The following is a 25,331-nucleotide window of genomic DNA, read 5'->3' as shown; positions in this document are numbered from 1 at the left end:
CCGCCCGCACTCCGGCACGCCACCACCGCGTACGCCCCGGCACGCCCACCCGTTCCGCATCACCACCCCACGTATGCCCCAACCCCCGGCATAACGGGCCCGGCATGTGGGCATACGGGCACAATGGCCCGCACCGCGCCGTCCGGGGGGCCGCCCCCCGTCTCCTCCGTGCTCCGGCTGCTCCGCGCCGCGTACGACCGCGTCCGGAGCGCCCCAGCCGCCGCCCTGCGTCACTACCGCGCCCACCACCAGGCCCCCACCTTCACGCTGACGCGCCCGCCGCACCCGTATGCCCGCACCCTCGGGCTGATCGTCGTGACCCTGCTCGGCGCCTGGCTCGGCCTGCTGATCGTCGGCAGCGTCCGCGCCCCGGTCGGGCCGGTGGACACGACCATGACGCTGCGTCCGTCGCTCAGCGGCGGCACAAAGATCAGCGTTTCCCCGCTGGGCGCGCTGGAACTGCGGAGCCACCACGCCCCGATACGGCTGGACGTGGACGTGGACCAGCTGGACCCGGCGCGCGCGCAGGCCCTGGTCGACCACCCGGAACGGTTCTCCGGACTGCAGGCCGAGGTCACCCGGGACGTCGAGCGCGGCACCGCCGACCTCGCCTTCCGCTCCTGCGTGGCCGTGGTCTCCGGCGCGACCGCGCTGGGCCTCGCGGTCTACCGCAGGCCGCGCCGCGCGCTGGCCGCCGGCGGCCTCGCCCTCGCGCTGCTCGCCGCCTCCGGCGGAGCCGCGTACGCCACCTGGAACCCCAAGTCCGTGCTGGAACCGCGCTTCTCCGGACTGCTCTCCTCCGCGCCGTCCGTGGTCGGCAACGCCCGCAGCATCGTGAGCGAGTTCAACGTCTACCAAAAGGAGCTGGCCCGCCTGGTCACCAACGTCACCAAGCTCTACGACGTGACCTCCACGCTGCCCGCCTACCAGCCGGACCCCACCACCGTCCGCGTCCTGCACGTCTCCGACATCCATCTGAACCCGGCCGCCTGGCAGATCATCAAGTCCCTGGTGAAGCAGTACGACATCGACGTGATCATCGATACCGGCGACACCATGGACCACGGCACGGCCGCCGAGAACCACTTCCTGGACCCGATCGGCACGCTCGGCGCCCCGTACGTCTGGGTGCGCGGCAACCACGACTCGATGAAGACGCAGAAGTACCTCGCGCAGGGCACGAAGCAGAGCAAGAAGCTGAAGAACGTGAAGGTCGTGGACGAGGGCACCTCGGTACGCGCCGGGGGGCTGCGCATCGCGGGCGTCGGCGACCCGCAGTTCACCCCGGACCGCTCGGTGGCCGCCTCCGGGGACGGCGCGGAGCGCGCCGCGGGCCGGCGGCTGGCCGAGTCCCTGCGCACTCTCTCGCGAGCCCGCACCCCCGCCGACATCGCGCTCGCGCACAACCCGGTCGCCGCCGCCGAGACCGACGGCCTGGTCCCGCTCGTCCTCTCCGGGCACGTCCACCACCGCGACAACAAGACCCTGCCGCACGGCACCCGGCTGATGGTCGAGGGCTCCACGGGCGGCGGCGGGCTGCGGGCTGTCGAGGGCGCGACCCCCGAACAGGTGCAGGCGTCGGTGCTCTATCTGGACCGGGAGACCCGGCACCTGCAGGCGTGGGACGAGATCACGCTCGGCGGGCTGGGCCTGTCGAAGGCCGAGGTCAGCCGCCATCTCCCGGCCGACAACCGGCCCGGCGCCACCCCGTCGCCCACCCCTTCGCGGAGCTCACCGACCCCCCGTTCGTAAACCGTTTTGGCGAACCGTCCCCCCATCCCATATGCTTCTCACGTCCCCGACGGCGCCGACAAAGCGCCCAGGTGGGCCATCAGCCCTCATCGTCTAGTGGCCCAGGACGCCGCCCTTTCAAGGCGGTAGCACGGGTTCGAATCCCGTTGGGGGCACGCAACACCATGTGCGAGACTAGTGCTCGCACAAGCTTGGTCCTGTGGAGCAGTTTGGAGTGCTCGCCACCCTGTCAAGGTGGAGGCCGCGGGTTCAAATCCCGTCAGGACCGCTGCAGCCTTTCTGAGGCTGCGTGGCTGGGTAGCTCAGTTGGTACGAGCGTCCGCCTGAAAAGCGGAAGGTCGCCGGTTCGACCCCGGCCCCAGCCACTCCGCGAGAACCCCGGAAAGTTCGCTTTCCGGGGTTTTTCTGTTTCTTCTCCGGGCCCGGCTACGTGGCCGCGTGTGCGGGGCCCGTGGGGCGGCCGCCCGGGTGGTGGTGGCGCCAGAGCCAGAAGACCGTGCAGGAGAGCAGGGACCAGCCGACCAGCACCAGGTACGGGAAGAGGTGCTGGTGGCCGGGGAAGTAGACGGCCGTGTGCTGGGCGTTGACCGAGGCGCCCGGGGGCAGCCACTGGCCGATGTGGCCCAGTACGGACGGCAGCAGGGGCCAGGAGACCGCGCCGCCGGACGAGGGATTGCCCAGCAGCACCATCAGGCCCCAGGTCGGCACCATCGCCCAGCGCCCGATCAGGGTGTTGAACATCGTGAAGACCATGCCGGACGTGAACATCGTGAACGCCAGGATCAGCCAGGACTGTACGAAGGGCAGCCGCAGCGCCCCGAGCAGCCAGTCGACCACCGCGGCGATGGTGAACGCGCCGAGCAGGCTGTACGCCGCGGTGAAGGCGATCCGCTCGGCCGGATTGAGCGCGCGGGCGTGCACGCTCAGCTGGATGGCGCCGACGAAGCCGACGATCACCGCGGCGAGCGAGATGTAGAAGAGCGCCAGGCCGCGTGGGTCGCCCGGCTGCACCGGCTTGATGTCCTTGATCGTGACGGGGACGCCGGTCTTCTTGCCCACCTGCGGCGCGGCCTGCTGGAGGAGCTGGGCCACCGAGGCGCCGGTGGCGCTGGAGAGGTCCATCCGCACGCCGGACCCGTCCACGCTGATGATCGAGAAGACCTTCTGCTCGTCGACGGCCTCGCGGGCCTGCGCGTACGTCCGGTACTCGTGCAGCCGCAGCGAGGCGTTCAGGGCCTGCTCCATGCCCTGGACGAACTTCTTGCCGTGCGCGTCGTCCGGGGGGCCGACCAGGGCCGTGGGGACGCGGTGCGGGGTCGGGTCGGCCATGGAGAAGGTGTACGAGCCGGCGAAGAGGCCCGCGGCGGCCGCCAGGATGAAGATCAGGACGGTCGCGGGCAGGAACGGCGACTTCTTGAAGGCCTTCCACTTCTCGGCCGCGGTCCGCTGCCGGGCGTGCGCGCCGTGTGCGACGGGCGCGTCGGGGTCGGCACGACCGGCGGGGCCGGCGGGGTCGGCACGATCGGCGTGCGCGGCGTCGTGATCATCGGACATGGAAACACGCTAAAACACTCATCGGAGACATTCTCCTCGGCCACCGCTGGGCTCCCGCCGAGCGGCCGCAGAAGGTGCAGATCCGGCCGTACCCGACCGCCTCCGGCCCCTCCCGGCCGCAATTCGTTCGCCAGTCGTTTCGGCGAGGTGAGATCCTGGATCGCGTATGTCCAGTCAGCCTGCCTCCGCCGCGGCCCAGGGCGCCACGCCCCAGGGCACTTCGCCCACCCTGTCCGCCCTGGGAGCGCAGCTCCCCGAGCTGATGCTGCGCGACCAGCAGCGGCTCGGCCGCCGGCTCGACGGCGCGCGCAGGATCCGCAAGCCCGAGGCCCGGGCCGCCGTGCTGGCCGAGATCGCCGAGGGCGTCGACGAAGCCCGGCTGCGCGTCGAGCAGCGCCGGGCCGCCGTTCCGGAGATCACGTATCCCGAGCAGCTGCCGGTCAGCCAGAAGAAGAACGACATCCTGGAGGCGATACGTGACCACCAGGTCGTGATCGTCGCGGGTGAGACCGGCTCCGGCAAGACCACCCAGATTCCGAAGATCTGCCTGGAGCTGGGCCGTGGCGTGAAGGGCCTGATCGGGCACACCCAGCCGCGCCGGATCGCCGCCCGTACGGTCGCGGAGCGGGTCGCCGAGGAGCTGAGGACCCCGCTGGGCGAGGCGGTCGGCTGGAAGGTCCGCTTCACCGACCAGGTCGGCGGCGACACGCTCGTGAAGCTGATGACGGACGGCATCCTGCTCGCCGAGATCCAGACGGACCGCGAGCTGCGCCAGTACGACACGATCATCATCGACGAGGCGCACGAGCGCAGCCTCAACATCGACTTCCTGCTCGGCTATCTGGCGCAGCTGCTGCCGAAGCGGCCGGACCTGAAGGTCGTCATCACGTCGGCCACGATCGACCCGGAGCGGTTCTCGCGGCACTTCGGGGACGCGCCGATCGTCGAGGTCAGCGGGCGCACGTATCCGGTGGAGGTGCGGTACCGCCCGCTGCTGGAGGAGGGCGGCGACGACGCCGACCGGGACCAGATCACCGCGATCTGCGAGGCCGCGGACGAGCTGCAGGCCGAGGGCCCCGGCGACATCCTGGTCTTCCTCTCCGGCGAGCGGGAGATCCGGGACACGGCGGACGCGCTGACCAAACGCCTGAACAGGGGCGGCGCGGTGGCGCAGAACACCGAGGTACTGCCGCTGTACGCGCGCCTCTCGCACGCCGAGCAGCACCGCGTCTTCCAGCGTCACTCCGGCCGCCGCATCGTGCTCGCGACGAACGTCGCGGAGACCTCGCTGACGGTCCCGGGCATCCGGTACGTCATCGACACGGGCGTGGCGCGCATCTCGCGGTACAGCTACCGCACGAAGGTGCAGCGGCTGCCGATCGAGCCGATCTCGCAGGCCAGCGCCAATCAGCGCAAGGGCCGCTGCGGCCGGCTCAGCGACGGCATCTGCGTCCGGCTGTACTCGGAGGAGGACTTCGAGTCCCGGCCGGAGTTCACGGACGCGGAGATCCTGCGGACGAACCTGGCGTCGGTCATCCTGCAGATGACCGCGGCCGGCCTCGGCGACATCGAGAAGTTTCCTTTCATCGACCCGCCGGACCGCCGCAACATCAAGGACGGCGTGCAGCTCCTGGAGGAGCTCGGCGCGGTCGACCCGAAGCAGAAGGACCCGAAGAAACGGCTCACCCCGATGGGCCGGAAGCTCTCCCAGCTGCCGGTGGACCCGCGGCTCGCGCGGATGGTCCTGGAGGCCGACAGCAACGGCTGCGTACGCGAAGTCATGGTCATCGCCGCGGGCCTGTCCATCCAGGACCCGCGCGAGCGGCCCGCCGACAAGCAGCAGCAGGCCGACCAGCAGCACGCCCGCTTCAAGGACGAGACCAGCGACTTCCTGGCGTACCTGAATCTCTGGCGGTACGTCAGGGAGCAGCAGAAGGCGCTGTCCTCCTCGGCGTTCCGCCGCATGTGCCGCAATGAATTCCTGAACTACCTGCGGATACGCGAGTGGCAGGACATCTATACGCAGCTGCGCACGGTCGCCAAGACGATGGGCATCCATCTCAGCGAGCAGGACGCGGCGCCTGATCACATCCACACGTCCCTGCTCGCCGGTTTGCTCTCGCATATCGGGCTCAAGGACACTGACGCCAAGAACGAGTACCTGGGCGCCCGCAGCGCCAAGTTCGCGGTCTTCCCCGGCTCGGCGCTCTTCAAGAAGCCACCGCGCTGGATCATGTCGGCGGAGCTGGTCGAAACGTCCCGCCTGTGGGCGCGGGTGAACGCGAAGATCGAGCCGGAGTGGGTCGAGCCGCTCGCCCAGCACCTGGTGAAGCGGACGTACAGCGAGCCGCACTGGGAACAGAAGATGGCCGCGGTGATGGCGTACGAGCGGGTCACGCTCTACGGCGTACCGATCGTGGCCCAGCGCAAGGTCAACTACGGCCGGATCGATCCGGAGATCTCGCGCGACCTGTTCATCCGCAACGCCCTGGTCGAGGGCGACTGGCGGACCCACCACCAGTTCTTCCACGACAACCGCAAGCTGCTGGGCGAGGTCGAGGAGCTGGAGCACCGGGCCCGGCGCCGCGACATCCTCGTGGACGACGAGACGCTCTTCGACTTCTACGACCAGCGCATCCCCGAACACGTCGTATCCGGGGCGCACTTCGACTCCTGGTGGAAGAAGAAGCGCCAGGACGAGCCGGAACTGCTCAACTTCGAGCAGTCGATGCTCATCAACGAGACCGCCGAGGCCGTCACCAAGGACGACTACCCGGACTCCTGGCGGCAGGGGAAGCTGAAGTTCAGGGTCACGTACCAATTCGAGCCGGGCGCCGACGCGGACGGCGTGACCGTCCACATCCCGCTCCAGGTGCTCAACCAGGTGTCCGCCGACGGCTTCGACTGGCAGATCCCGGGCCTGCGCGAGCAGGTGGTCACCGAGCTGATCCGGTCGCTGCCCAAGCCGATCCGGCGCAACTACGTGCCGGCCCCGAACTTCGCGGCCCGCTTCCTGGACGCGACCGTGCCTCTGCAGGGCCCGCTGACCGCCTCGCTGGCGGCCGGGCTGCAGCGGATGGTGGGCGTGCCCGTCGAGGCGGCCGATTTTGACTGGTCCAAGGTGCCGGACCACTTGAAGATCACCTTCCGAGTGGTGGACGAGCGGCGGCGCAAGCTCGCCGAGGCCAAGGACCTCGAAGCGCTGCAGCTGAAGCTCAAGCCCAAGACCCGGGCGGCGATCTCCAAGGCGTTCGAGCAGGCCGCGCAGAAGCAGGGCGGGCAGCCCGGCAAGGCCGGCGCGGACGCGGGCCCGGCGGGGCCGGAGCAGCGCACGGGCCTGACCTCCTGGACGATCGGCACGCTGCCGCACACCTTCGAGACGCGGCGCGCCGGCCAGCCCCTGAAGGCGTACCCGGCGCTGGTCGACGAGGGCACCTCGGTGGCCGTACGGCTCTTCGACACCGAGGCGGAGCAGCGGAGCGCGATGTGGGCCGGCACCCGCCGCCTCGTCCTGCTCAACATCACCTCCAATCCGGCCAAGTTCGCGCAGAGCAAGCTCACGAACCAGCAGAAGCTGGCGCTCTCCCGTAATCCGCATGGCTCGATTCAGTCGCTCTTCGACGACTGCGTGACCGCCGCGGCGGACCGGCTGATCGCCGCGCACGGCGGCCCGGCCTGGGACGAGGAGGGGTTCAAGAAGCTCTTCGACGCAGTGCGGGCCGACCTGGTCGACGCCACGATGAAGACCGTGCAGCAGGTCCGCGAGGTACTGGCGGCCTGGCAGGCGTGCGAGCGGCGGCTGAAAGACACCACCTCGCCGGTGCTGCTGGCCTCGGTCGCGGACGTCAGGGAGCAGCTGGCACGGCTCATCAAGCCGGGCTTCGTCACCGAGCACGGCGCCAAGCGGCTGCCGGACCTGATGCGGTATCTGGTCGCCGCCGACCGCCGGCTCCAGCAGATGCCCACCAGCGCCGAGCGGGACCGCTCCCGGATGGCGAAGGTCAAGGAGATGCAGGACGAATTCGCCTGGCTGCTGGAGCAGTTCCCGGCGGGGCGGCCGGTGCCGCAGCAGGCGCTGGAGATCCGCTGGATGATCGAGGAGCTGCGGGTGAGCTACTTCGCGCACGCGCTGGGCACCGCGTATCCGATCTCCGACAAGCGGATCGTGAAGGCGGTGGACGCGGCCGCTCCGTAGGCGGCCGGGGCCCGTTCCGGTGTGCGCCGGGTCACCGCCGGGCGCCGGCCAGGGCCTCCCCCGGCAGCGAGTTCGACTCACCCCCTGACCTGCTGTAGAGTCTTGCTTCGCAGCCACCGCGCAAGCGGAGGAAGCAGCAAGGTCCTGTGGAGCAGTTTGGAGTGCTCGCCACCCTGTCAAGGTGGAGGCCGCGGGTTCAAATCCCGTCAGGACCGCAGCAGAAAGGGCCCGCATCCGATCCGGATGCGGGCCCTTTCGTCGTACTCGGCTCGCAGTCGGCGCTCGTACTCGGCCGTACTCGGCGACCGTTTCCGGCCCCCGCCGCCGGCGGCCGGTTCCCGTCCCGTCTCGTGGCGCACGCCCGATCCGGCTCCTTGACTGCGCCTCCCACCGCCGGTACCCACGAAGCAGGGGCGGGCTGCGGAGGTGCGGGCGATGGCGGCAAGGGGGAGACACGGGACCGGCCCACCGTTCCGCGCGGCCCGGCGACCAAGATCGTCTCTGCGGGGCCGCCAGCGGCCGCTCCACGCACTGGCCGCTCTTCGGCACTCGGGGACGCCTCCGCGGCCCGTACGCGGCGCGTGACGGCCTCTTCGCGTCCATCGGCGCCGAGACCGGCCCCCCGCGTCCTCATTTCCGCGCCCGCGATCCGCAGTGAGGACGAAAGTCCGCTGCCGAGGTGACCAATGACGCCTCCCTCATCGCCCGTGCGGTGAGAGGCTGTTGAGGAGCGGGATGACCGCTGTGCACTACCGCAGCGGCCGCCAATGGGACAACCACTGGCGGCTGTGACGGGTGTCACCGCACGAGTTTTGGGATCAGGGGAACTTACGCCCTGCCTACAGGCAGTCAATTTAATATGTGCAATTGCACCGCCCACCCGGTGGCCTTCCGGCCGTACCGGCGAGTACGGGGGCCCGGGTTCCGGAGCCCCCGTGGGCGGTGACCACGAGCGACGCTCCGGCCTGCGGGAGCGGCGTCCGCGACACGCCCGGCCGGCGGGGGCGGACGAGCGGCCCAAGGGCACATGAGCGCACAAAAAAGATCGCGCTGGACCCGGCGGAGTCCAGCGCGATCGATGACGTACCTCTGTGCCGCAGGTGCGGCGCCTGTTGGGGCAGGCGCCTCGTCATATGGAGCTTTGTGGTGCTCTATGGGCATACCGCGGGTTGGGGGACCCGGAAATGCCCGGTCATGCGTGTTTTCAGGCCTCGCTGCGCTGCTGGGGGATGCCCGCCAGCAGTGCGCGGACCTCAGCCTCGCGGTAGCGCCGATGTCCACCGAGAGTCCGGATGGACGTGAGCTTGCCTGCCTTGGCCCAACGGGTCACCGTCTTGGGGTCGACACGGAACATCGTGGCAACCTCGGCAGGGGTCAGCAGCGGCTCGGCGTCAGGGGTGCGAGCGGTCATGAGCGGCCTCCTCGGGAGAACCGAACCATCACGGTTCTTTCCTCTAAATTCTGCACCTTGACCCGCGTTGCCCGAAATGGCGGACGCGGGCCGAGTCGGTTATAGGACGAACGGCTTGTCCTCGGCACTACAACTACACCATCTGTCCAGCCGCGTCGGCCAAACCGATGGAATTGCCCTCTCAGGTGTTCAACCTCGGCGGAAGCCGATGGACCGTGCCATAGCGGACAGTCACGCCCCTGTGACGATCAGTCACATCGTGATCAGGCGTCACCAGTCCCACCAAGGAGTGCAATACCGATCTATCCGCCCTTAGTTGGACGGAAGGAGCCCCAGTCAGGCTCCTTGTCCTATTTTGGCACGAGGGTGGTAGTTGGTGGCAAGGCCCGAAGTCAGTGCTTTAGGTCACTGTTGTGCGAAAAGACCGGATCGGGACCTACGTCCCCTACATCCGAACCACCGCACCGTGATCACACAGCACCGCACAGAAAACCCTCAACCACCGCACAGGGATCGCCTGCAGCCCACCACCCGTAGGCACGCGCCGGTACGCCCGCCGGGGGCGCACAACGGAGGCGCGCGTCATGGCGACACGTGCCTCCGAAGATGATCACCCAAGCCCGCGGTCAGCTCGCGTACTGCCGCTCCCGGACCGCACGCCAGCGGTCCGACAGCTTCTCGTACGCCGCGCCGGCGCGCTCCCCGTCCCCCTCGCGCAGCGCCGTGAGCCCCTCCGCCACCTCCGCGGCGGAACGGTCCTCGGCGAGCTGCCCCTCGGGGACGGCGTGCACCAGCCCCCCGTAGTCCAGCTCGACGAGGGCGCGCGGGTGGAATTCCTCCAGCCAGCGCCCCACATCTACCAGGCCGTCGATGAGCGGGCCCTCCTCGAGGGCGTCCCGCAGCGTGCGCAGGCCGCGCGCGACCCGACGCCTGGCCTCGACCATCGGCGTGCGGTAACGCAGTACGAGCCCTTGGTCACCCTTCGTGTACTCCCGCTCCGCGTCGTTGAAGAGCACGAACCAGCGCACCGGTACGTGCCAGGTCGCCGTGCGGATCCAGGGGCGCGCGTCAGGGTTCATTTCAAGCCACCGCTCATAGTCGGCGGCGGCCTGCCGGCGGACGACCGGAGGCAGCGCGGCGTCCAGCACCGGCGCCGGCAGCCGCTCGGGCAGCTCCTCCAGCGCCTGCCAGCCCCGCAGCCGCGTCCGCCAGGGGCACACGCACGTCACGCCGTCCACGACGGCGATGAAGGCGTCACCACTCTCGTGCACGGGGACCGCGACGGGCGGGGTCGCCAGCAGATCGGCCAGCGAGCGCCGCAGCTCGTCCTGGGCGGTGGGCGTGGCGTCCCGCTTGGCGTACCGCGCCCAGTGGGAGCGCTCCGGCTCGGGGAACGCTGCCAGCGGTTCGTAGACCCGTAGATACGCCGCATACGGGACCATCACCGACGACGCCAAGGCCACGCCCGCTCCATTCTTCTGTCGGTCCCTCTTCGGAGGACCGCAAGGGAAGTCCGCCGCAGAGGAGTCTGCCAAGGGGCAGCACACCGCCGGGAATTGCCCCCGTCGAGCGGCCCGGCATGCGCAAATCGTCCCATGCCCGTCCCCCACTAGGGGGTGATCCTCCGCACTGTGCCGATCAGCGGGCGTCGAAGGTCATACGCTTCCCCCGACCGGCCCTCCCCCCGCTTCTCCCTGCCACAAGCGGGAGGGAACGACCCGAGGGCGTCCACCGCGACTATGGGAGTCACCACAGTGACCGACGTACGTCCCTCCCCCGAGCACTCCGTGCCGGGGGCCTCCGCAGTCCACGCCGACGGCGGTGTCCTGCACACCCTGTTCCGGTCCGATCAGGGCGGCCACGAGCAGGTCGTGCTCTGCCAGGACCGTGCCAGCGGCCTCAAGGCCGTGATCGCGATCCACAGCACCGCGCTCGGCCCCGCCCTGGGCGGCACCCGCTTCCACGCGTACGCCTCCGAGGAGGAGGCCGTGCTGGACGCGCTGAACCTCTCCCGCGGCATGTCGTACAAGAACGCGCTCGCGGGCCTGGACCACGGCGGCGGCAAGGCCGTGATCATCGGTGATCCCGATGTGGTCAAGACCGAAGAACTACTGCTCGCCTACGGCCGCTGCGTGGCCTCCCTCGGTGGCCGTTACGTCACGGCCTGCGACGTCGGTACGTACGTCGCGGACATGGACGTGGTCGCCCGGACGAACCGCTGGACCACCGGCCGCTCGCCCGAGAACGGCGGCGCCGGCGACTCCTCCGTCCTCACCGCGTACGGCGTCTTCCAGGGCATGCGCGCCGCCGCGCAGCACCAGTGGGGCGACCCGAGCCTGCGCGACAAGAAGGTGGGCATCGCGGGCGTCGGCAAGGTCGGCCGCCACCTCGTCGAGCATCTGCTCGAAGACGGGGCCGAGGTGGTCATCACGGATGTACGGGCCGAATCGGTGGAGCGGATTCTGGCCACGCATCCGCGGGTCCGCGCGGTCGCCGACACCGAGGCGCTCATCCGTACGGAGGGCCTCGACGTGTACGCGCCGTGCGCGCTGGGCGGCGCGCTCAACGATCACTCCGTACCGGTCCTGACCGCGAAGGTGGTCTGCGGCGCGGCCAACAACCAGCTCGCCCATCCGGGCGTGGAGAAGGATCTCGCCGACCGCGGAATCCTTTATGCGCCCGACTATGTGGTCAATGCGGGCGGTGTCATCCAGGTGGCGGACGAGCTGCACGGGTTCGACTTCGACCGGTGCAAGGCCAAGGCCGGAAAGATCTTCGACACAATGCTTTCAATATTCGCGAATGCGAAGACAAACGGCATTCCGCCGGCCGCGGCGGCGGACCGGCTGGCCGAGCTCCGGATGGCGGAGGCACGCTCCGCCTGACCGCCGCCACCCTCCGCGGCCGCACCCGGTGACCGTGGGGTTCCTACAGTGACACGCTCGGTGGGCGGTGAAGGAGACATCCCTCACCACCCACCGGCGGGTCGCCGGACGTGACACGTTAAAATCGCAGCTGACCAGCGGGTACGGGGCGTCCCGCGGGTCATGCCGGGCGGCCGGTGGTGCGGGCGACGTACCGTATGGCCGCGGAAGCAGGTACCGTTAAAGCCCTACGGGCCGGACTCTCCGTCGAGAGTCCGCTCTGAACCATGAACGCGTGTCAAGACTCTGGGGCCGTCGAGCCCCGTCGTTGAGGGGGTCGAGCCATGGGGCGCGGCCGGGCCAAGGCCAAGCAGACGAAGGTCGCCCGCCAGCTGAAGTACAACAGCGGTGGGACTGATCTCTCACGCCTGGCCGAAGAGCTGGGTGCATCGCCGCAACAGCCGGCACAGCAGCCGCCGAACGGTGAGCCGTTCGAGGATGACGAGGACGACGACCCGTACGCACGGTACGCCGACCTGTACAACAACGATGACGATGAGGAGGACGAGGGCGACTCGTCCGACCAGCGTCGTCGCGCCTGACGCCGCCGCGCGTTCAAGGCAACAGCAGCATCACGGACCCGGTCCGGCGCATCGCCCGGACCGGGTTCTGTGCTGCCCTGCTGCCGTGCGGGGCCTGCGTCAGCCGGCGTAGTCACCGGTCAGGGCCGCGGCCTCGGCCTGGTCGCCGCGCTCGACGATCTCACCGCTGACCCAGGCGTCCATGCCGCGGTCCGCGAGGGTGGCGAGCGCCACGTCCACCGATTCCTGGGGCACGACGGCCATCATGCCGACGCCCATGTTCAGGGTCTTCTCCAGCTCCAGGCGCTCGACCGAGCCGGCCGTGCCGACCAGGTCGAAGACCGCGCCGGGGGTCCAGGTGGAACGGTCGATCGTGGCGTGCAGGCCGTCCGGGATCACCCGCGCGAGGTTGGCCGCGAGGCCGCCGCCGGTGATGTGCGAGAAGGCGTGCACGTCGGTGGTGCGGGTGAGCGCCAGGCAGTCCAGCGAGTAGATCTTGGTGGGCTCCAGCAGCTCCTCGCCCAGGGTGCGGCCGAACTCGGCGACCTCCTGGTCCAGGGCCATGCCGGCGCGGTCGAAGAGCACGTGGCGAACGAGCGAGTACCCGTTCGAGTGAAGACCGGAGGACTCCATGGCGATCACCACGTCACCCTTACGGATACGATCCGCGCCCAGCACGCGGTCGGCCTCGACCACGCCCGTACCGGCCCCGGCGACGTCGAAGTCGTCCTCGCCGAGCAGGCCCGGGTGCTCGGCGGTCTCGCCGCCGACCAGCGCGCAGCCGGCCAGCACACAGCCCTCGGCGATGCCCTTCACGATCGACGCCACCCGCTCGGGGAAGACCTTGCCGACGCAGATGTAGTCGGTCATGAACAGCGGCTCGGCGCCGCAGACGACCAGGTCGTCCACGACCATGCCGACCAGGTCGTGGCCAATCGTGTCGTACACGCCCATCTTGCGGGCGATGTCGACCTTGGTGCCCACGCCGTCGGTCGCGGAGGCGAGCAGCGGGCGCTCGTACCGCTTGAGCGCGGAGGCGTCGAAGAGGCCGGCGAAGCCGCCGAGCCCGCCGACGACCTCGGGCCGGGTGGCCTTCTTGACCCACTTCTTCATGAGGTCGACGGCGCGGTCGCCCGCTTCGATGTCGACGCCCGCGCTCGCGTAGCTGGCACCGGTGCCCGCGTGCGGCGCACGCTGAGGAGATTCAGCAGACATGGCTGAGAGCTTTCGTGTCGTCTTGCAGGGGTTCTACGGGCGACGCAGCGCGTCGGCGCCGCCGACCCCGGCGGTGAGCGTCTGCACACCGTCCACGTCGGACGACGTCCGGCCCTCGGTCTCCGACTCCAGCAGGTGCTTGCCGAGCAGCTCCGGGTCGGGGAGGTCCATCGGGTACTCGCCGTCGAAGCAGGCGCGGCACAGGTTGGGCTTGGCGATCGTGGTCGCCTCGACCATGGCGTCGGTGGAGATGTACGCGAGCGAGTCGGCGCCCAGGGACTTGCCGATCTCCTCGACCGAGAGACCGTTGGCGATCAGCTCGGCGCGGGTGGCGAAGTCGATGCCGAAGAAGCACGGCCACTTGATCGGCGGGGAGGAGATCCGCACGTGGACCTCGGCGGCGCCGGCCTCGCGGAGCATCCGTACCAGCGCGCGCTGGGTGTTGCCGCGGACGATCGAGTCGTCGACGACCACCAGGCGCTTGCCGCGGATGACTTCCTTGAGCGGGTTGAGCTTCAGGCGGATGCCCAGCTGGCGGATGGTCTGCGAGGGCTGGATGAAGGTCCGGCCGACGTAGGAGTTCTTGACCAGTCCGGTGCCGAACGGGATACCGCTGGCCTCGGCATAGCCGACCGCTGCCGGGGTGCCGGACTCGGGCGTCGCTATGACCAGGTCGGCCTCGGCGGGCGCCTCGGCGGCCAGCTTGCGGCCCATCTCCACGCGGGAGAGGTACACGTTCCGGCCCGCGATGTCCGTGTCGGGACGGGCGAGGTAGACGTACTCGAAGACGCAGCCCTTGGGGCGGGCCTCGGCGAAGCGGGTCGCGCGCAGGCCGTCCTCGTCGATGGCGACCATCTCACCGGGCTCGATCTCCCGGATGAAGCTGGCGCCGCAGATGTCCAGCGCCGCGGTCTCGGAGGCGACCACCCAGCCGCGCTCCAGGCGGCCGAGGACCAGCGGGCGGATGCCCTGCGGATCACGCGCCGCGTACAGGGTGTGCTCGTCCATGAAGCACAGCGAGAAGGCGCCCTTGACCTTCGGGAGGACGCGCGGCGCGGCCTCCTCGACGGTCAGCGGCTTGCCGTCCTCGTCGACCTGGCCGGCCAGCAGCGCCGTCACCAGGTCGGTGTCGTTGGTGGCCGCGACCTGCGTCGCCCGGCCGCCCTCGCGGGGCAGCTCGGCGACCAGCTCGGCCAGCTCGGCGGTGTTCACCAGATTGCCGTTGTGACCCAGCGCGATCGAGCCGTGCGCGGTGGCACGGAAGGTCGGCTGGGCGTTCTCCCACACGGACGCACCGGTGGTGGAGTAGCGGGCATGGCCCACGGCGATGTGGCCCTGGAGAGAGCCCAGGGAGGTCTCGTCGAAGACCTGGGAAACGAGCCCCATGTCCTTGAAGACCAGGATCTGTGAGCCGTTGCTCACTGCGATGCCCGCGGACTCCTGCCCACGGTGCTGCAGCGCGTACAGCCCGAAATAAGTGAGTTTGGCGACCTCTTCTCCCGGGGCCCAGACACCAAAGACGCCGCAGGCGTCCTGGGGACCCTTCTCACCAGGGAGCAGGTCGTGGTTGAGTCGTCCGTCACCACGCACATCAATGAGTCTAGGGCAGGTACGGGATTCATCCGAACCGGGGATGGCCGTGAACCTGGACGATGTGCTTGACGTGAACACACGGTCGGCACCCGGGTCGGGGCCGCACAGAGCCTGCAGCCCCTGGTACAGGGCGCGCCACGGCAGCGGGCGGGACGAGGATCCTTATCCGTGCCTCACATCGGGTGAGAAGCGTCACTTCTCCGCCATTGTCGGATCGACCGAAAGAAGAGTCCCCATTTAGCGGGATTTCGGAGTCGAGCCCCGCGGCTCACACGTCACATCTTTCCCGACAGTTTCCCGTCAGCAAACAAGGCTCTCAGGACAGTACCGGCAGGTACTCCCCCAGATCGGCCCGCTCGCCGCTCGCGCTGACCGCCGCGTCCGCCACCGCGTCGGCCCAGGCCGTACGGCCCGTCGCCAGCCGCAGCCAGGTCAGCGGGGCGGTCTCCACGACGTTCGGCGGGGTGCCGCGGGTGTGCCGCGGCCCCGCCACGCACTGCACGACGGCGAAGGGCGGCACGCGTACCTCCACGGAGCCGCCCGGCGCCTTCTCCGCCAGCGCGTCGGCGAGCAGCCGGGTCGCGGCGGCCAGCGCCTGCCGGTCGAACGGGATCTCCGTACCGGTCGCGGCGGCCAGGTCGTCGGTGTGCACGACCAGCTCGACACAGCGGGTCACCAGCACCTCGTCCAGCCGCATCGCCCCGGTCCTGACCGGCAGCAGCCGGTCGTCGGCGGCGCCGGCCACCAGCGTGGCGTACCGCTCGGCGGCGCGGTCCAGCAGGGCGACCGGGTCCTGCTCGGCGGCCGTCTCCCGCACGTACGCGTCGATCTTGTCGGCGTGCGGCGCGGTGGCGAACGGCCACTGGGCGAGCGTCGTCTCCTGGCGCGCCGGCGCGGGCCGCTCCAGGCCTGCCGCGACGTGCTCCAGCGCCATGGAGAGGTGCACGACGAGCTCCCGTACGGTCCACTCCCCCAGCCGCGTCGGCCGCGCGAACTCCTCGGGACCGAAGCCCCGTACGGCCTCCCGTACGTGCGCGAACTGCGCCGTCACCGCGGCCCGGGTCTTGGCGGAGTCGTACTTACGAGGACGCTTCTTGGCCGGTGGCATGACCGCGAGCCTAATGGCAACGGGCGGTGGCCCCGGCGGACGGCAACGGGCGGTGGCCCCACCGGATTTCTCCGGCGGGGCCACCGCCCGTGACAGGGAAAGCGATCAGGCGAAGATGCCCGGGAGGGTCTCCTCGTGCGCCGTGCGCAGCTCGCTCAGCGGAATGCTGAACTGGCCCTGAACGTCCAGGACATCACCGTCGACGACGCCGATGCGGGTCACCGGGAGGCCGCGCGCACCGCACATGTCGGTGAAGCGGAGCTCCTCGCTGCGCGGCACCGAGACGACCGCGCGGCCCGCGGACTCGGAGAACAGCGTGACGAAGGGGTCCTCGCCGTCGGGGACGACGACGCGGGCGCCCTTGCCGCCCTTGAGGCAGGACTCCACGAGCGCCTGGACCAGTCCGCCGTCGGACAGGTCGTGCGCCGCGTCGATCATGCCGTCGCGGGAGGCCGAGATCAGGATCTCGGCGAGCAGCCGCTCGCGCTCCAGGTCCACCTCCGGCGGCAGGCCGCCCAGGTGGTCGTGGATCACCTCCGCCCAGGCCGAGCCGCTCAGCTCGTCGCGGGTGTCACCGAGCAGGTAGAGGAGCTGGCCCTCTTCCGCGAAGGCGACCGGCGTACGGCGGGCCACGTCGTCGATCACGCCGAGGACGGCGACGACCGGCGTCGGGTGGATGGCGGCCTCGCCCGTCTGGTTGTACAGCGAGACGTTGCCGCCGGTGACCGGCGTACCGAGCTGCCGGCAGCCGTCCGCGAGGCCGCGGACGGCCTCGGCGAACTGCCACATGACGGCCGGGTCCTCGGGCGAACCGAAGTTCAGGCAGTCCGAGACGGCGAGCGGCTTGGCGCCGGTCGCGGCCACGTTCCGGTACGACTCGGCGAGCGCGAGCTGCGCACCGTGGTACGGGTCCAGCTTCGCGAAGCGGCCGTTGCCGTCGGTGGCCAGCGCCACGCCCAGCCCGGTCTCGGCGTCGATGCGGATCATCCCGGAGTCCTCCGGGCTGGCCAGCACGGTGTTGCCCTGCACGAAGTGGTCGTACTGGGAAGTGATCCAGGACTTGGACGCCTGGTTGGGCGACGAGACCACCTTCAGGACCTGCTCGCGCAGCTCGTCGCCGTTGGCCGGGCGGGCCAGCTTCGCGGCGTCGTCGGCCTGCAGGGTGTCCTGCCACTCGGGGCGGGCGTACGGACGCTCGTACACCGGGCCCTCGTGGGCCACCGTGCGCGGGTCGACGTCGACGATCTTCTCGCCGTGCCAGAAGATCTCCAGCCGGTCGCCGTCGGTGACCTCACCGATGACGGTGGCGGTGACGTCCCACTTCTCGCAGATCTCCAGGAAGCGGTCGACCTTCTCCGGCTCGACCACCGCGCACATGCGTTCCTGCGACTCGCTCATGAGGATTTCCTCGGGCGAGAGCGTGGAGTCGCGCAGCGGCACGTCGTCGAGCTCGACGCGCATACCGCCGGAGCCGTTCGAGGCCAGCTCGGAGGTGGCGCAGGAGATGCCGGCGGCGCCGAGGTCCTGGATGCCGACGACGAGCTTCTCGGCGAACGCCTCCAGGGTGCACTCGATGAGCAGCTTCTCCTGGAAGGGGTCGCCGACCTGGACGGCGGGGCGCTTCGAAGGCTTCGAGTCGTCGAAGGTCTCGGAGGCCAGGATGGAGGCGCCGCCGATGCCGTCGCCGCCCGTCCTGGCGCCGTACATGATGACCTTGTTGCCTGCGCCGGACGCCTTGGCGAGGTGGATGTCCTCGTGCCGCATGACGCCGATGGCACCGGCGTTGACCAGCGGGTTGCCCTGGTAGCAGGCGTCGAAGACGACCTCGCCGCCGATGTTGGGCAGGCCCAGGCAGTTGCCGTAGCCGCCGATGCCCGCGACGACGCCCGGGAGGACGCGCTTGGTGTCGGGGTGGTCGGCGGCGCCCATGCGCAGCGGGTCCACGACGGCGACCGGGCGGGCGCCCATCGCGATGATGTCGCGGACGATGCCGCCGATGCCGGTCGCGGCGCCCTGGTACGGCTCGACGTACGAGGGGTGGTTGTGCGACTCGACCTTGAAGGTGACCGCGTAACCGTTGCCGACGTCCACGACGCCCGCGTTCTCGCCGATGCCGACGAGCAGCGCGTCGGTCTCCGGGGCCTTCTCGCCGAACTGCCGCAGGTGGACCTTGCTGCTCTTGTAGGAGCAGTGCTCGGACCACATGACGGAGTACATCGCGAGCTCGGCGCCGGTCGGGCGGCGGCCGAGGATCTCGCGGACCCGCTCGTACTCCTCCTGCTTCAGGCCCAGTTCGGCCCAGGGCTGGTCGACGTCGGGCGTCCCGGCGGCGTGCTTGACCGTGTCCAGCGTCATGCGTTGACCAACTTCTTCAGGATCGAGGTGAAGAATCCGAGGCCGTCGGTACGCCCCGTACCGATCAGCGGCTCGACGGCGTGCTCGGGGTGCGGCATGAGGCCGACGACATTGCCGGCCGCATTGGTGATGCCGGCGATGTCCCGCAGCGAGCCATTGGGGTTGACGTCCAGATACCGGAAGGCGACGCGGCCCTCGGCCTCCAGCTCGTCGAGGGTGTGCTCATCGGCGACGTAACGGCCGTCGATGTTCTTCAGCGGCACGTTGATCTCCTGGCCGGCGGTGTAGTCCGCCGTCCACGCCGTGTCGGCGTTCTCCACCCGCAGCTTCTGATCGCGGCAGATGAAGTGGAGGTGGTTGTTCCGCAGCATCGCACCGGGCAGCAGGTGCGTCTCCGTGAGGACCTGGAAACCGTTGCAGATGCCGAGGACGGGCATGCCCGCCTTGGCCTGCTCGATCACCGTGTCCATGACGGGCGAGAAGCGGGAGATGGCACCGGCGCGCAGGTAGTCGCCGTAGGAGAAGCCGCCGGGCAGCACCACGGCGTCGACCTGCTTGAGGTCCTTGTCCTTGTGCCACAGCGGCACGGCCTCGGCCCCGGCGAGCCGGACGGCGCGCTGGGTGTCGCGGTCGTCCAGCGTGCCGGGGAAGGTGATGACTCCGACGCGAGCTGTCATGAGTCGACCCGTACGACGAAGTCTTCGATGACGGTGTTGGCGAGGAAGGTCTCGGCCATCTCGCGGATGCGGGCGAGGGCGGCCTCGTCGACCGGGCCCTCCACCTCAAGTTCGAAACGCTTGCCCTGACGTACGTCGGAGATGCCCTCGAAACCCAGACGCGGCAGTGCACGCTGCACCGCCTGTCCCTGCGGGTCGAGGATCTCGGGCTTGAGCATGACGTCGACTACGACGCGTGCCACTGGCACTCCCGGTTGTGTGGTGCGTAAGGCGGTTCCTTCACAGTACCTTGCCGAAAAATCTACGCGCATAGATCTGTACTCGGCCGATCACGTTCCGGTATCGGCGGTTGTGAACACCCGGGAAAAATCCTCGAAAAGATCGGCAGTCCCGATTGCGCGGGGACACGCTGAGGAAATTAACTGGGCTTCACAATGCATTGCTCATCGCTGTACAAATGAAAAAGCATTGATCCCAGCCATCCGGATCTGTGGCATCTCCCCATGTCAGCACGGAGATGTCACGCGAAAGGACCGATATCCGTGGCGCAGCGCGTAGTAGTCACGCTCTCCGATGACATCGACGGCGGAGAAGCCGCAGAGACGGTCACCTTCGGATTGGACGGGAAGACGTACGAGATCGACGTCAATCCCGCCAATGCGAAGAAACTGCGCGAGGTGCTCGCGCCGTACGTCGAGGCCGGGCGCAAGCGTGCGAAGTCCGGCAAGGCCTACCGGCACACCTCCGTGGCGGCCGACCCTGCCGCCGTACGGGCCTGGGCCCGCTCGCACCAGATGGACGTGCCCCCGCGGGGCCGCATCCCGAAGAAGGTCTACGAGGCGTTCGAGGCCGCCAACAGCTGAGTCCGTTGCCGGCCGGAAGCCCCTGCCGGCAGCGGACTTGCGCTGCACCCCCCTTGATCAGCTAAAGTCTGGAGCACGCCGAGGGGCGAGGCCGAGAGGCCGGGCCCCGAGGAGTCACGCGGGTGTAGCTCAGTAGTAGAGCGCCCCCTTTCCAAGGGGGAGGCGCAGTGTGCAATCCCTGTCACCCGCTCTGACGGTCTCGACCAGTCCTCCGGATCAGGTAGAGTAGCTGTCGCGCCGCCCGGTGAAAGCCGGACGGATGCATGCGGACGTAGCTCAGTTGGTAGAGCGCAACCTTGCCAAGGTTGAGGTCGCGAGTTCGAGCCTCGTCGTCCGCTCAGGGAAAGAAGACCCCGGTCATCGCGACCGGGGTCTTCTGCTTTTCCGCCGACGCGATCACCGAGTGCGGGAACACGATCATCGAGTACGCGATCATCGAGCCGCGAGGAAATTGATCTGTGGCCGTGGCCACATTCGTCCCGCCGCCCGCCGGACGGCACGAGCACCCCACACGGTTGGCTATAGTGGTTCCCGCACCGCGCGCTTCGGCGCCGGGCAGGCGGACGTAGCTCAGTTGGTAGAGCGCAACCTTGCCAAGGTTGAGGTCGCGAGTTCGAGCCTCGTCGTCCGCTCCGCAGGGGAAAGGCCCCGGTCATCGCGACCGGGGCCTTTCTCGTGTGCGGGCTCGCTCAGGACCACTTGTGGCCGGTGAGCCGCTCGTACGCCTCGATGTACTTCGCGGCGGTCTGCTCGGCGATCTCCGCCGGCAGCGGGGGCGGCGGCTGCTCGCTCGTGCGGTCCCAGCCGGAGGCCGGCGAGGTCAGCCAGTCGCGGACGAACTGCTTGTCGAAGGACGGCTGGGCGCGGCCCGGCTGCCACTGGTCGGCCGGCCAGAAGCGCGAGGAGTCCGGCGTCAGCACCTCGTCGGCGAGGGTCAGCGTCCGCGTGCCGTTCTCGTCCGTCGCGTAACCGAACTCGAACTTGGTGTCCGCCAGGATGATCCCGCGCTCGCGGGCGATGTCCCGGGCGCGGCTGTAGACCGCGAGGGTCGCCTGGCGCAGCTGTGCCGCGGTCTCCGCGCCGGCCTGGCGGGCGACCTCTTCGTACGAGACGTTCTCGTCGTGCTCGCCGACCTCGGCCTTGGTGGCCGGGGTGAAGATCGGCGCGGGCAGCTCGGAGCCGTCCTGCAGGCCCTCGGGGAGCGCGAGGCCGCAGACCGTGCGGGTCTCCTCGTACTCCTTCAGGCCCGAGCCGGTGAGGTAGCCGCGGGCCACGCACTCGACCGGGACCATCTGGAGGGACTTGCAGACCAGGGTGCGGCCCGCCCAGTCGGCGGGGGCGCCGGCCGGGACCTCGGTGGAGAGCACGTGGTTGGGCGCCAGGTCGGCGAGCTGGTCGAACCACCACAGCGAGAGCTGGGTGAGGACCCGGCCCTTGTCGGGGATCTCGGTGGGCAGCACCCAGTCGTACGCGGAGGTGCGGTCGCTGGCGACCATGATCAGGTCGCCGTCGGTGTTCTCGTAGAGGTCGCGCACCTTGCCGGTGTGGAGATGGACCAGGCCCGGCACCTCCACGGGTTCGGGCTTTTCAACGAATCCGGACACGCTGCCTCCGCGTAGGTTGATCCAGGAGTCGTTCCGATTCTCGCGCATGCGGGCGCCCGGCAGCGCTTCAGGGTGGGCCGACGCGGCGCACGGCAGGCGCCGCACGCCCTCCGCCGCTTCTGTCCGCCGTCTCTGCGGTCGTCGCCGGGGTCGTCTCCGCGGTCGGTGCCGGGCGCTCGGTGTGCGGCGCGCCCGGCCTGTGGCGCCCCCGGCGCTCAGTCGCGTTTGCAGATGCGGTCGAGAAGATTGGCGGTGGCCCGCTGGATTCTCTCGTCGATGTGGCCGGGCCGGTCCAGCGCCGGCGACCAGGCGAAGGTGCCGGAGGCGAAGACCAGGGCACCGCTGGGAGCCCGGTACAGGGACGTCTCCTGGTGGCGCCGGACGCCGTCCCCGTCGCGGTACGGGGAGTGGGCCAGCAGCACCCGGCTGACGTGCTCGGGCAGGCTCGTGCGCGGGAAGTACCGGTCGGCCTCCCCAGCCACCAGCCCGGCGAGCTCGTCCCCTTCGTGCGCGCCGGTGGCCTCCCACAGCCAGTGGTCGCCGTTGCGGACCACCAGCGGCGCGGGCTCGGGCACCCGGCCCGCGTACTGAATGCCCATCAGCTGCTGCTCGGGGTGGCCCAGCTCGCGCCAGAGCGCGGGGCGCCCCGGCCCCTGGCGCTTGCGGCAGGTCAGCAGGGAGTCCGGGCCCGAGGGCGAGGGAGACAGCTCGACCTGCCAGTACATGGTGTTGGCGGAGAGGAAGACCAGGGACGTGCCGGTGTCGCGGGCCCGCTCGACCGTCCGGCGCATGGGGACCGACCAGTACTCGTCGTGGCCGGGGAAGACCAGGCCGCGGTAGCGCGTCGGGTCGACCCGCCCCGCGTGCAGGTCCCGCGCGTCGGCGTACGCGAGGTCGTAGCCGTACCGTTCCGCCCAGCGGATGAAGTCGTACGCGTGGCCGACGTGCAGCGGCAGGCCCGCGCCCGCGAACGGGCGGTCGAAGGAGACCGTGACGGCCGCGTCCGCCTCGCCGAGCAGCGCGCCCTCCTCGTCCCAGGCGTGGTACAGGCTGGCGCCCGTCCGGCCGTCCTCGGGATAGAGGTTGTACGCCTGCCACGTGACGTCCGGGAGCAGCAGGAGCAGGTCGGCGGGGCGGTCGTCGCGGACGGTGAAGGGGAGGTGGCTGCGGTAGCCGTCCTCGGTGGTCAGCACGGCGACGTACGCACCGACGTTCCAGTACTCGGGGATCTGCAGCCGCCAGGAGAGCCACCAGTGGTGGCAGGAGACCGTGCGGTCGGCGGTGAGCGGGGGCGGCTGGACGATGCCGGAGAGCCGGGGGCTGGTGGTGATCTTGGAGGCGCCGGCCGCCGCGTAATGGCCGATGCGGTAGACGTCGATGCTGAACGGCTGCGGCGGGTCGACGGTGATCCGGAAGTCGATGGCCTCGCCGGGGGCCACCGCGCCGGTCGCGGCGAAGCCCTTGATCTGGCGGTGCACGTCGTCGGCCGTGCGCGGGCCCGCGCAGGAGCGGGGCAACGGCAACCGGATGGGCGCGTCGTCATGGGCGAGGACCGGATCGACGTACCAGGGGACGACCTGGCCGGAGTCGAAGTAGTTCTCGCTGCCGCGCAGCCAAGGAAGCGGACCCTGACCGAACGGGTCCGTCACGGCATGCGCGAGCGCCCCGGACTCCCAGCGCCGGATCTGCTGTGTGCCCACGCTCCCACTCCCCTCCCTCGCCCACCGGTCGGTACGCCGTCGGGTTCCTGCTGGCCTCTGCCCTGCTGTGTCGCTGTTTTGTTGTGCTGTTGGTCCGCGAGTTCGTTCGTACGAGAAACGGCGAGTACCCCCAGCACATCACATTACGCACTTGGGCCGTCACCCTTCGTCGTGAATTTACGGGCGGAAACGACCGAAAGGTGAACTGGGGCAGAACACCCGGCCGGGGTCAACGGACAGATCGGGTGTCCGATGCGGCGGAGACGAACAGGGGGTGAGCTGCGCACATCGTGGCGGCGTGCGGAGGCGCGGAACCGCGCAGGCCGGCTCCCCCGGCGGGTGGGGCGGTGGCCGGTATGCGACGGCCTTGGGCGCCGGTGCCCCGGGGCGGCCGGGGGCCTTGGCGCCCCGTCGTCAGACGAGACGCACGGGCTTGTCGGGGCGTACGCCCAGCTCGCCGAGCCAGTCGCGGAGCGGCTCGGCGTCGCCGTCGTCCACCAGGCTGCGGACCGGATGACCGACATCGGTCCGGCGGGCCCCGCCGACCAGCAGCGCGGGCCCGTCCAGCCAGTCCAGCCCCGGAGCGGCGCCCGCGGTGTCCACGGCGGCGCAGCACACCATCGCCGTGACGTGGTCGGCGAGCAGCTCGCGGCCCGAGCGGGGCGCTTGCAGCGGGAACAGCGGTACACCGCCGTCGACCAGCCCGTCGCCCCACGGCACACCGGGGCCCGTGGCCTCGGCGGTATCAGGGCCGGCCGGGCGGGCGGCGGCCCGGCGGTCGGCGGTGGCCCGCTCCTCCCGCTCCAGCTCGGTCACCAGACGCGCGGCGATCCGGTCGCTCGCCCCGGAGTCCCGCCCCAGCCGCTCGATGATCCGCGTCAGCGTGGGCCCGGCGACGGCGGACTCGGCACCGGCCCTGGGGGACTCCTGCACGCGCACCGGTCCCCTCGTACCCACCGATTCCCCCGCGCTCAGGGGCTCCCTCGTGCTCAGGGGTTCCGCCGCGGCCAACGGTTCCTTCGGCCGCACGGGCTGTGCCGCTGCCGCTCCGTCGCCCTCGGACGCACTGTCCGGGGGCGCGAGCGCGGGGAGGTCGTCCAGTACGCGGTGCAGGCGGGCGGCCTCCAGCCGCCACTTGCGGTCGACGACCTCCTCCGGATAGCGGTCCCAGGCGACCGGCGACCAGTCGGGGCCGCTCTCGGCGGGGCCGCCGTGGAAGAGCCGCGCGGCCAGCAGGGAGGCGGCGCGGTCGATGGCGCCGGGCTCCTCCAGCAGGTCACAGGCCGGGCGCTCGCCCAGCCGGGACGCGAAGCCCTCGGCGAGGCGGTCGCGGCGGGAGAGCTCGGTGAGCGCGGAGACCACGCCGGCGTCCAGCCGGGCGGGCCAGCGGCCCATCCGCCAGGCGGGCAGCGCGACGCGGGTCAGCAGCCGGTCCCAGCCCGCGTACGCCAGGCCCACCTGCTCCTGCGCGACGATCCGCAGGCCGTAGTCCACGCCCTGCGCGCGCTCGGAGGCCGCGGCCGCGACGCCGCGCTCCATCTGTGCGGCGTGCTCGCCGCAGCCGCGCAGCAGCAGCCGCGCCACCCGGCCGACGAAGCGCAGCGGTATCCCGCGCAGCGTCCCCCGGGCGCGCGCCGCGACCGCCACGGCGGCGTCCAGGCCGCGGACGAAGCGGCGCGCTGCCGCTATGTCGGGGTGCGCCGAGGGGCCCGTACCGGCGACGACGGGAGCCAGCAGGGCGCGCAGCTCGCCGACCCGCATCCACCACAGGAACGGGGAGCCGATGACCAGGACGGGCGCCGGCACCTGCCGGCCCGCCGCGGCGCCGCGCGACGCGGGCGCGGCGCGCCGGGACGCCT

The 25,331-nt window shown here is 70.4% G+C and carries 18 protein-coding genes and 7 tRNA genes; 12 read left to right on the top strand and 13 right to left on the bottom strand.

The genetic code is table 11. The features are described 5' to 3' along the window. Positions 1 to 123: 123 nt before the first annotated feature. From ABT381_RS14705 to ABT381_RS14690, 4 genes are all read left to right on the top strand, one after another. Positions 124 to 1,752, top strand: a complete 1,629-nt coding sequence (locus ABT381_RS14705; RefSeq protein ID WP_351593044.1) for a metallophosphoesterase family protein — start codon at positions 124 to 126, stop codon at positions 1,750 to 1,752. A gap of 82 nt (positions 1,753 to 1,834) precedes the next feature. Next, positions 1,835 to 1,907, top strand: a tRNA-Glu gene (locus ABT381_RS14700). A 38-nt stretch (positions 1,908 to 1,945) separates the two neighbouring features. Further along, a tRNA-Asp gene (locus tag ABT381_RS14695) sits at positions 1,946 to 2,020 on the top strand. Positions 2,021 to 2,043: 23 nt separating this feature from the next. After that, a tRNA-Phe gene (locus tag ABT381_RS14690) sits at positions 2,044 to 2,117 on the top strand. A gap of 61 nt (positions 2,118 to 2,178) precedes the next feature. Here ABT381_RS14690 and ABT381_RS14685 read toward each other — a convergent pair. Further along, entirely contained in the window at positions 2,179 to 3,306 is a 1,128-nt protein-coding gene (locus tag ABT381_RS14685) for an ABC transporter permease (RefSeq protein WP_351593041.1), read from the bottom strand. Positions 3,307 to 3,472: 166 nt separating this feature from the next. On the opposite strand from ABT381_RS14685, the gene hrpA reads away from it, so the two are divergent. Beyond that, positions 3,473 to 7,501: an ATP-dependent RNA helicase HrpA gene (gene hrpA / locus ABT381_RS14680; RefSeq protein ID WP_351593038.1), complete on the top strand. Its 4,029-nt coding sequence runs from the start codon at positions 3,473 to 3,475 to the stop codon at positions 7,499 to 7,501. Positions 7,502 to 7,641: 140 nt separating this feature from the next. Next, a tRNA-Asp gene (locus tag ABT381_RS14675) sits at positions 7,642 to 7,716 on the top strand. Between the two features lie 989 nt (positions 7,717 to 8,705). On the opposite strand, the gene bldC is transcribed toward ABT381_RS14675, so the two are convergent. After that, on the bottom strand, positions 8,706 to 8,912 hold the full coding sequence (gene bldC, locus ABT381_RS14670) for a developmental transcriptional regulator BldC (protein WP_003949541.1): 207 nt from the start codon (positions 8,910 to 8,912) through the stop codon (positions 8,706 to 8,708). 626 nt (positions 8,913 to 9,538) lie between these two features. Then, a complete protein-coding gene (locus ABT381_RS14665; RefSeq protein WP_351593035.1) occupies positions 9,539 to 10,375 on the bottom strand; it encodes a DUF8083 family protein in 837 nt (278 codons plus the stop codon). Between the two features lie 276 nt (positions 10,376 to 10,651). On the opposite strand from ABT381_RS14665, the gene ABT381_RS14660 reads away from it, so the two are divergent. Together ABT381_RS14660 and ABT381_RS14655 are read left to right on the top strand one after the other, a co-directional pair. Further along, the gene (locus ABT381_RS14660) at positions 10,652 to 11,797 is read left to right on the top strand and encodes a Leu/Phe/Val dehydrogenase (protein WP_351593032.1); all 1,146 of its coding nucleotides are present in this window, start codon (positions 10,652 to 10,654) and stop codon (positions 11,795 to 11,797) included. Between the two features lie 323 nt (positions 11,798 to 12,120). Further along, a complete protein-coding gene (locus ABT381_RS14655; RefSeq protein WP_031050486.1) occupies positions 12,121 to 12,378 on the top strand; it encodes a DUF3073 domain-containing protein in 258 nt (85 codons plus the stop codon). Positions 12,379 to 12,477: 99 nt separating this feature from the next. On the opposite strand, the gene purM is transcribed toward ABT381_RS14655, so the two are convergent. From purM to purS, 6 genes are all read right to left on the bottom strand, one after another. Beyond that, on the bottom strand, positions 12,478 to 13,572 hold the full coding sequence (gene purM, locus ABT381_RS14650) for a phosphoribosylformylglycinamidine cyclo-ligase (RefSeq protein ID WP_351593029.1): 1,095 nt from the start codon (positions 13,570 to 13,572) through the stop codon (positions 12,478 to 12,480). A 33-nt stretch (positions 13,573 to 13,605) separates the two neighbouring features. Then, on the bottom strand, positions 13,606 to 15,162 hold the full coding sequence (gene purF / locus ABT381_RS14645) for an amidophosphoribosyltransferase (protein WP_351593027.1): 1,557 nt from the start codon (positions 15,160 to 15,162) through the stop codon (positions 13,606 to 13,608). A 319-nt stretch (positions 15,163 to 15,481) separates the two neighbouring features. Further along, positions 15,482 to 16,273: a sterol carrier family protein gene (locus tag ABT381_RS14640; RefSeq protein ID WP_351593024.1), complete on the bottom strand. Its 792-nt coding sequence runs from the start codon at positions 16,271 to 16,273 to the stop codon at positions 15,482 to 15,484. A gap of 105 nt (positions 16,274 to 16,378) precedes the next feature. Then, positions 16,379 to 18,628: a phosphoribosylformylglycinamidine synthase subunit PurL gene (gene purL, locus ABT381_RS14635; protein ID WP_351593021.1), complete on the bottom strand. Its 2,250-nt coding sequence runs from the start codon at positions 18,626 to 18,628 to the stop codon at positions 16,379 to 16,381. After that, on the bottom strand, positions 18,625 to 19,305 hold the full coding sequence (gene purQ / locus ABT381_RS14630; RefSeq protein ID WP_351593018.1) for a phosphoribosylformylglycinamidine synthase subunit PurQ: 681 nt from the start codon (positions 19,303 to 19,305) through the stop codon (positions 18,625 to 18,627). Before purQ ends, purL begins: the two co-directional genes overlap by 4 nt. Then, on the bottom strand, positions 19,302 to 19,547 hold the full coding sequence (purS, locus tag ABT381_RS14625; RefSeq protein ID WP_351593015.1) for a phosphoribosylformylglycinamidine synthase subunit PurS: 246 nt from the start codon (positions 19,545 to 19,547) through the stop codon (positions 19,302 to 19,304). Before purS ends, purQ begins: the two co-directional genes overlap by 4 nt. 300 nt (positions 19,548 to 19,847) lie before the next feature. Between purS and ABT381_RS14620 the strand changes: the two genes are divergently transcribed. From ABT381_RS14620 to ABT381_RS14610, 3 genes are all read left to right on the top strand, one after another. Next, positions 19,848 to 20,168, top strand: coding sequence for a histone-like nucleoid-structuring protein Lsr2 (locus ABT381_RS14620; protein WP_351593012.1), 321 nt, complete (start codon positions 19,848 to 19,850; stop codon positions 20,166 to 20,168). A gap of 118 nt (positions 20,169 to 20,286) precedes the next feature. Further along, positions 20,287 to 20,358, top strand: a tRNA-Gly gene (locus tag ABT381_RS14615). 75 nt (positions 20,359 to 20,433) lie between these two features. Next, positions 20,434 to 20,506: transfer RNA gene (locus ABT381_RS14610), tRNA-Gly, on the top strand. Here the strand turns inward: ABT381_RS14610 and ABT381_RS14605 are convergent. Then, entirely contained in the window at positions 20,506 to 20,640 is a 135-nt protein-coding gene (locus ABT381_RS14605; RefSeq protein ID WP_351593009.1) for a hypothetical protein, read from the bottom strand. The two genes, ABT381_RS14610 and ABT381_RS14605, sit on opposite strands and share 1 nt — an antisense overlap. An 87-nt stretch (positions 20,641 to 20,727) precedes the next feature. Between ABT381_RS14605 and ABT381_RS14600 the strand changes: the two genes are divergently transcribed. After that, positions 20,728 to 20,800: transfer RNA gene (locus ABT381_RS14600), tRNA-Gly, on the top strand. Positions 20,801 to 20,857: 57 nt separating this feature from the next. Here the strand turns inward: ABT381_RS14600 and ABT381_RS14595 are convergent. From ABT381_RS14595 to ABT381_RS14585, 3 genes are all read right to left on the bottom strand, one after another. Further along, a complete protein-coding gene (locus tag ABT381_RS14595) occupies positions 20,858 to 21,772 on the bottom strand; it encodes a phosphoribosylaminoimidazolesuccinocarboxamide synthase (RefSeq protein WP_351593007.1) in 915 nt (304 codons plus the stop codon). Positions 21,773 to 21,987: 215 nt separating this feature from the next. Then, positions 21,988 to 23,472: a N,N-dimethylformamidase beta subunit family domain-containing protein gene (locus ABT381_RS14590; protein ID WP_351593005.1), complete on the bottom strand. Its 1,485-nt coding sequence runs from the start codon at positions 23,470 to 23,472 to the stop codon at positions 21,988 to 21,990. A gap of 414 nt (positions 23,473 to 23,886) precedes the next feature. Further along, positions 23,887 to 25,331 (bottom strand): hypothetical protein (locus ABT381_RS14585; RefSeq protein WP_351593002.1); only part of this gene is annotated, 1,445 nt, incomplete at its 5' end.

The sequence above is a fragment of the Streptomyces sp. NPDC000151 genome (genome assembly GCF_040301705.1).
Classification (GTDB): domain Bacteria; phylum Actinomycetota; class Actinomycetes; order Streptomycetales; family Streptomycetaceae; genus Streptomyces.
The sequence above is the reverse complement of the archived record's forward strand: the minus strand, read 5'-3'. Positions and strand labels throughout refer to the sequence as shown.

Coding starts and splice junctions, on each gene's coding strand:
- ABT381_RS14705 (WP_351593044.1), top strand. CDS start 124: ATGGCCCGCACCGCGCCGTCCGGGGGGCCGCCCCCCGTCTCCTCCGTG.
- ABT381_RS14685 (WP_351593041.1), bottom strand. CDS start 3,306: ATGTCCGATGATCACGACGCCGCGCACGCCGATCGTGCCGACCCCGCC.
- hrpA (WP_351593038.1), top strand. CDS start 3,473: ATGTCCAGTCAGCCTGCCTCCGCCGCGGCCCAGGGCGCCACGCCCCAG.
- bldC (WP_003949541.1), bottom strand. CDS start 8,912: ATGACCGCTCGCACCCCTGACGCCGAGCCGCTGCTGACCCCTGCCGAG.
- ABT381_RS14660 (WP_351593032.1), top strand. CDS start 10,652: ATGGGAGTCACCACAGTGACCGACGTACGTCCCTCCCCCGAGCACTCC.
- ABT381_RS14655 (WP_031050486.1), top strand. CDS start 12,121: ATGGGGCGCGGCCGGGCCAAGGCCAAGCAGACGAAGGTCGCCCGCCAG.
- purM (WP_351593029.1), bottom strand. CDS start 13,572: ATGTCTGCTGAATCTCCTCAGCGTGCGCCGCACGCGGGCACCGGTGCC.
- ABT381_RS14640 (WP_351593024.1), bottom strand. CDS start 16,273: ATGCCACCGGCCAAGAAGCGTCCTCGTAAGTACGACTCCGCCAAGACC.
- purL (WP_351593021.1), bottom strand. CDS start 18,628: ATGACGCTGGACACGGTCAAGCACGCCGCCGGGACGCCCGACGTCGAC.
- purQ (WP_351593018.1), bottom strand. CDS start 19,305: ATGACAGCTCGCGTCGGAGTCATCACCTTCCCCGGCACGCTGGACGAC.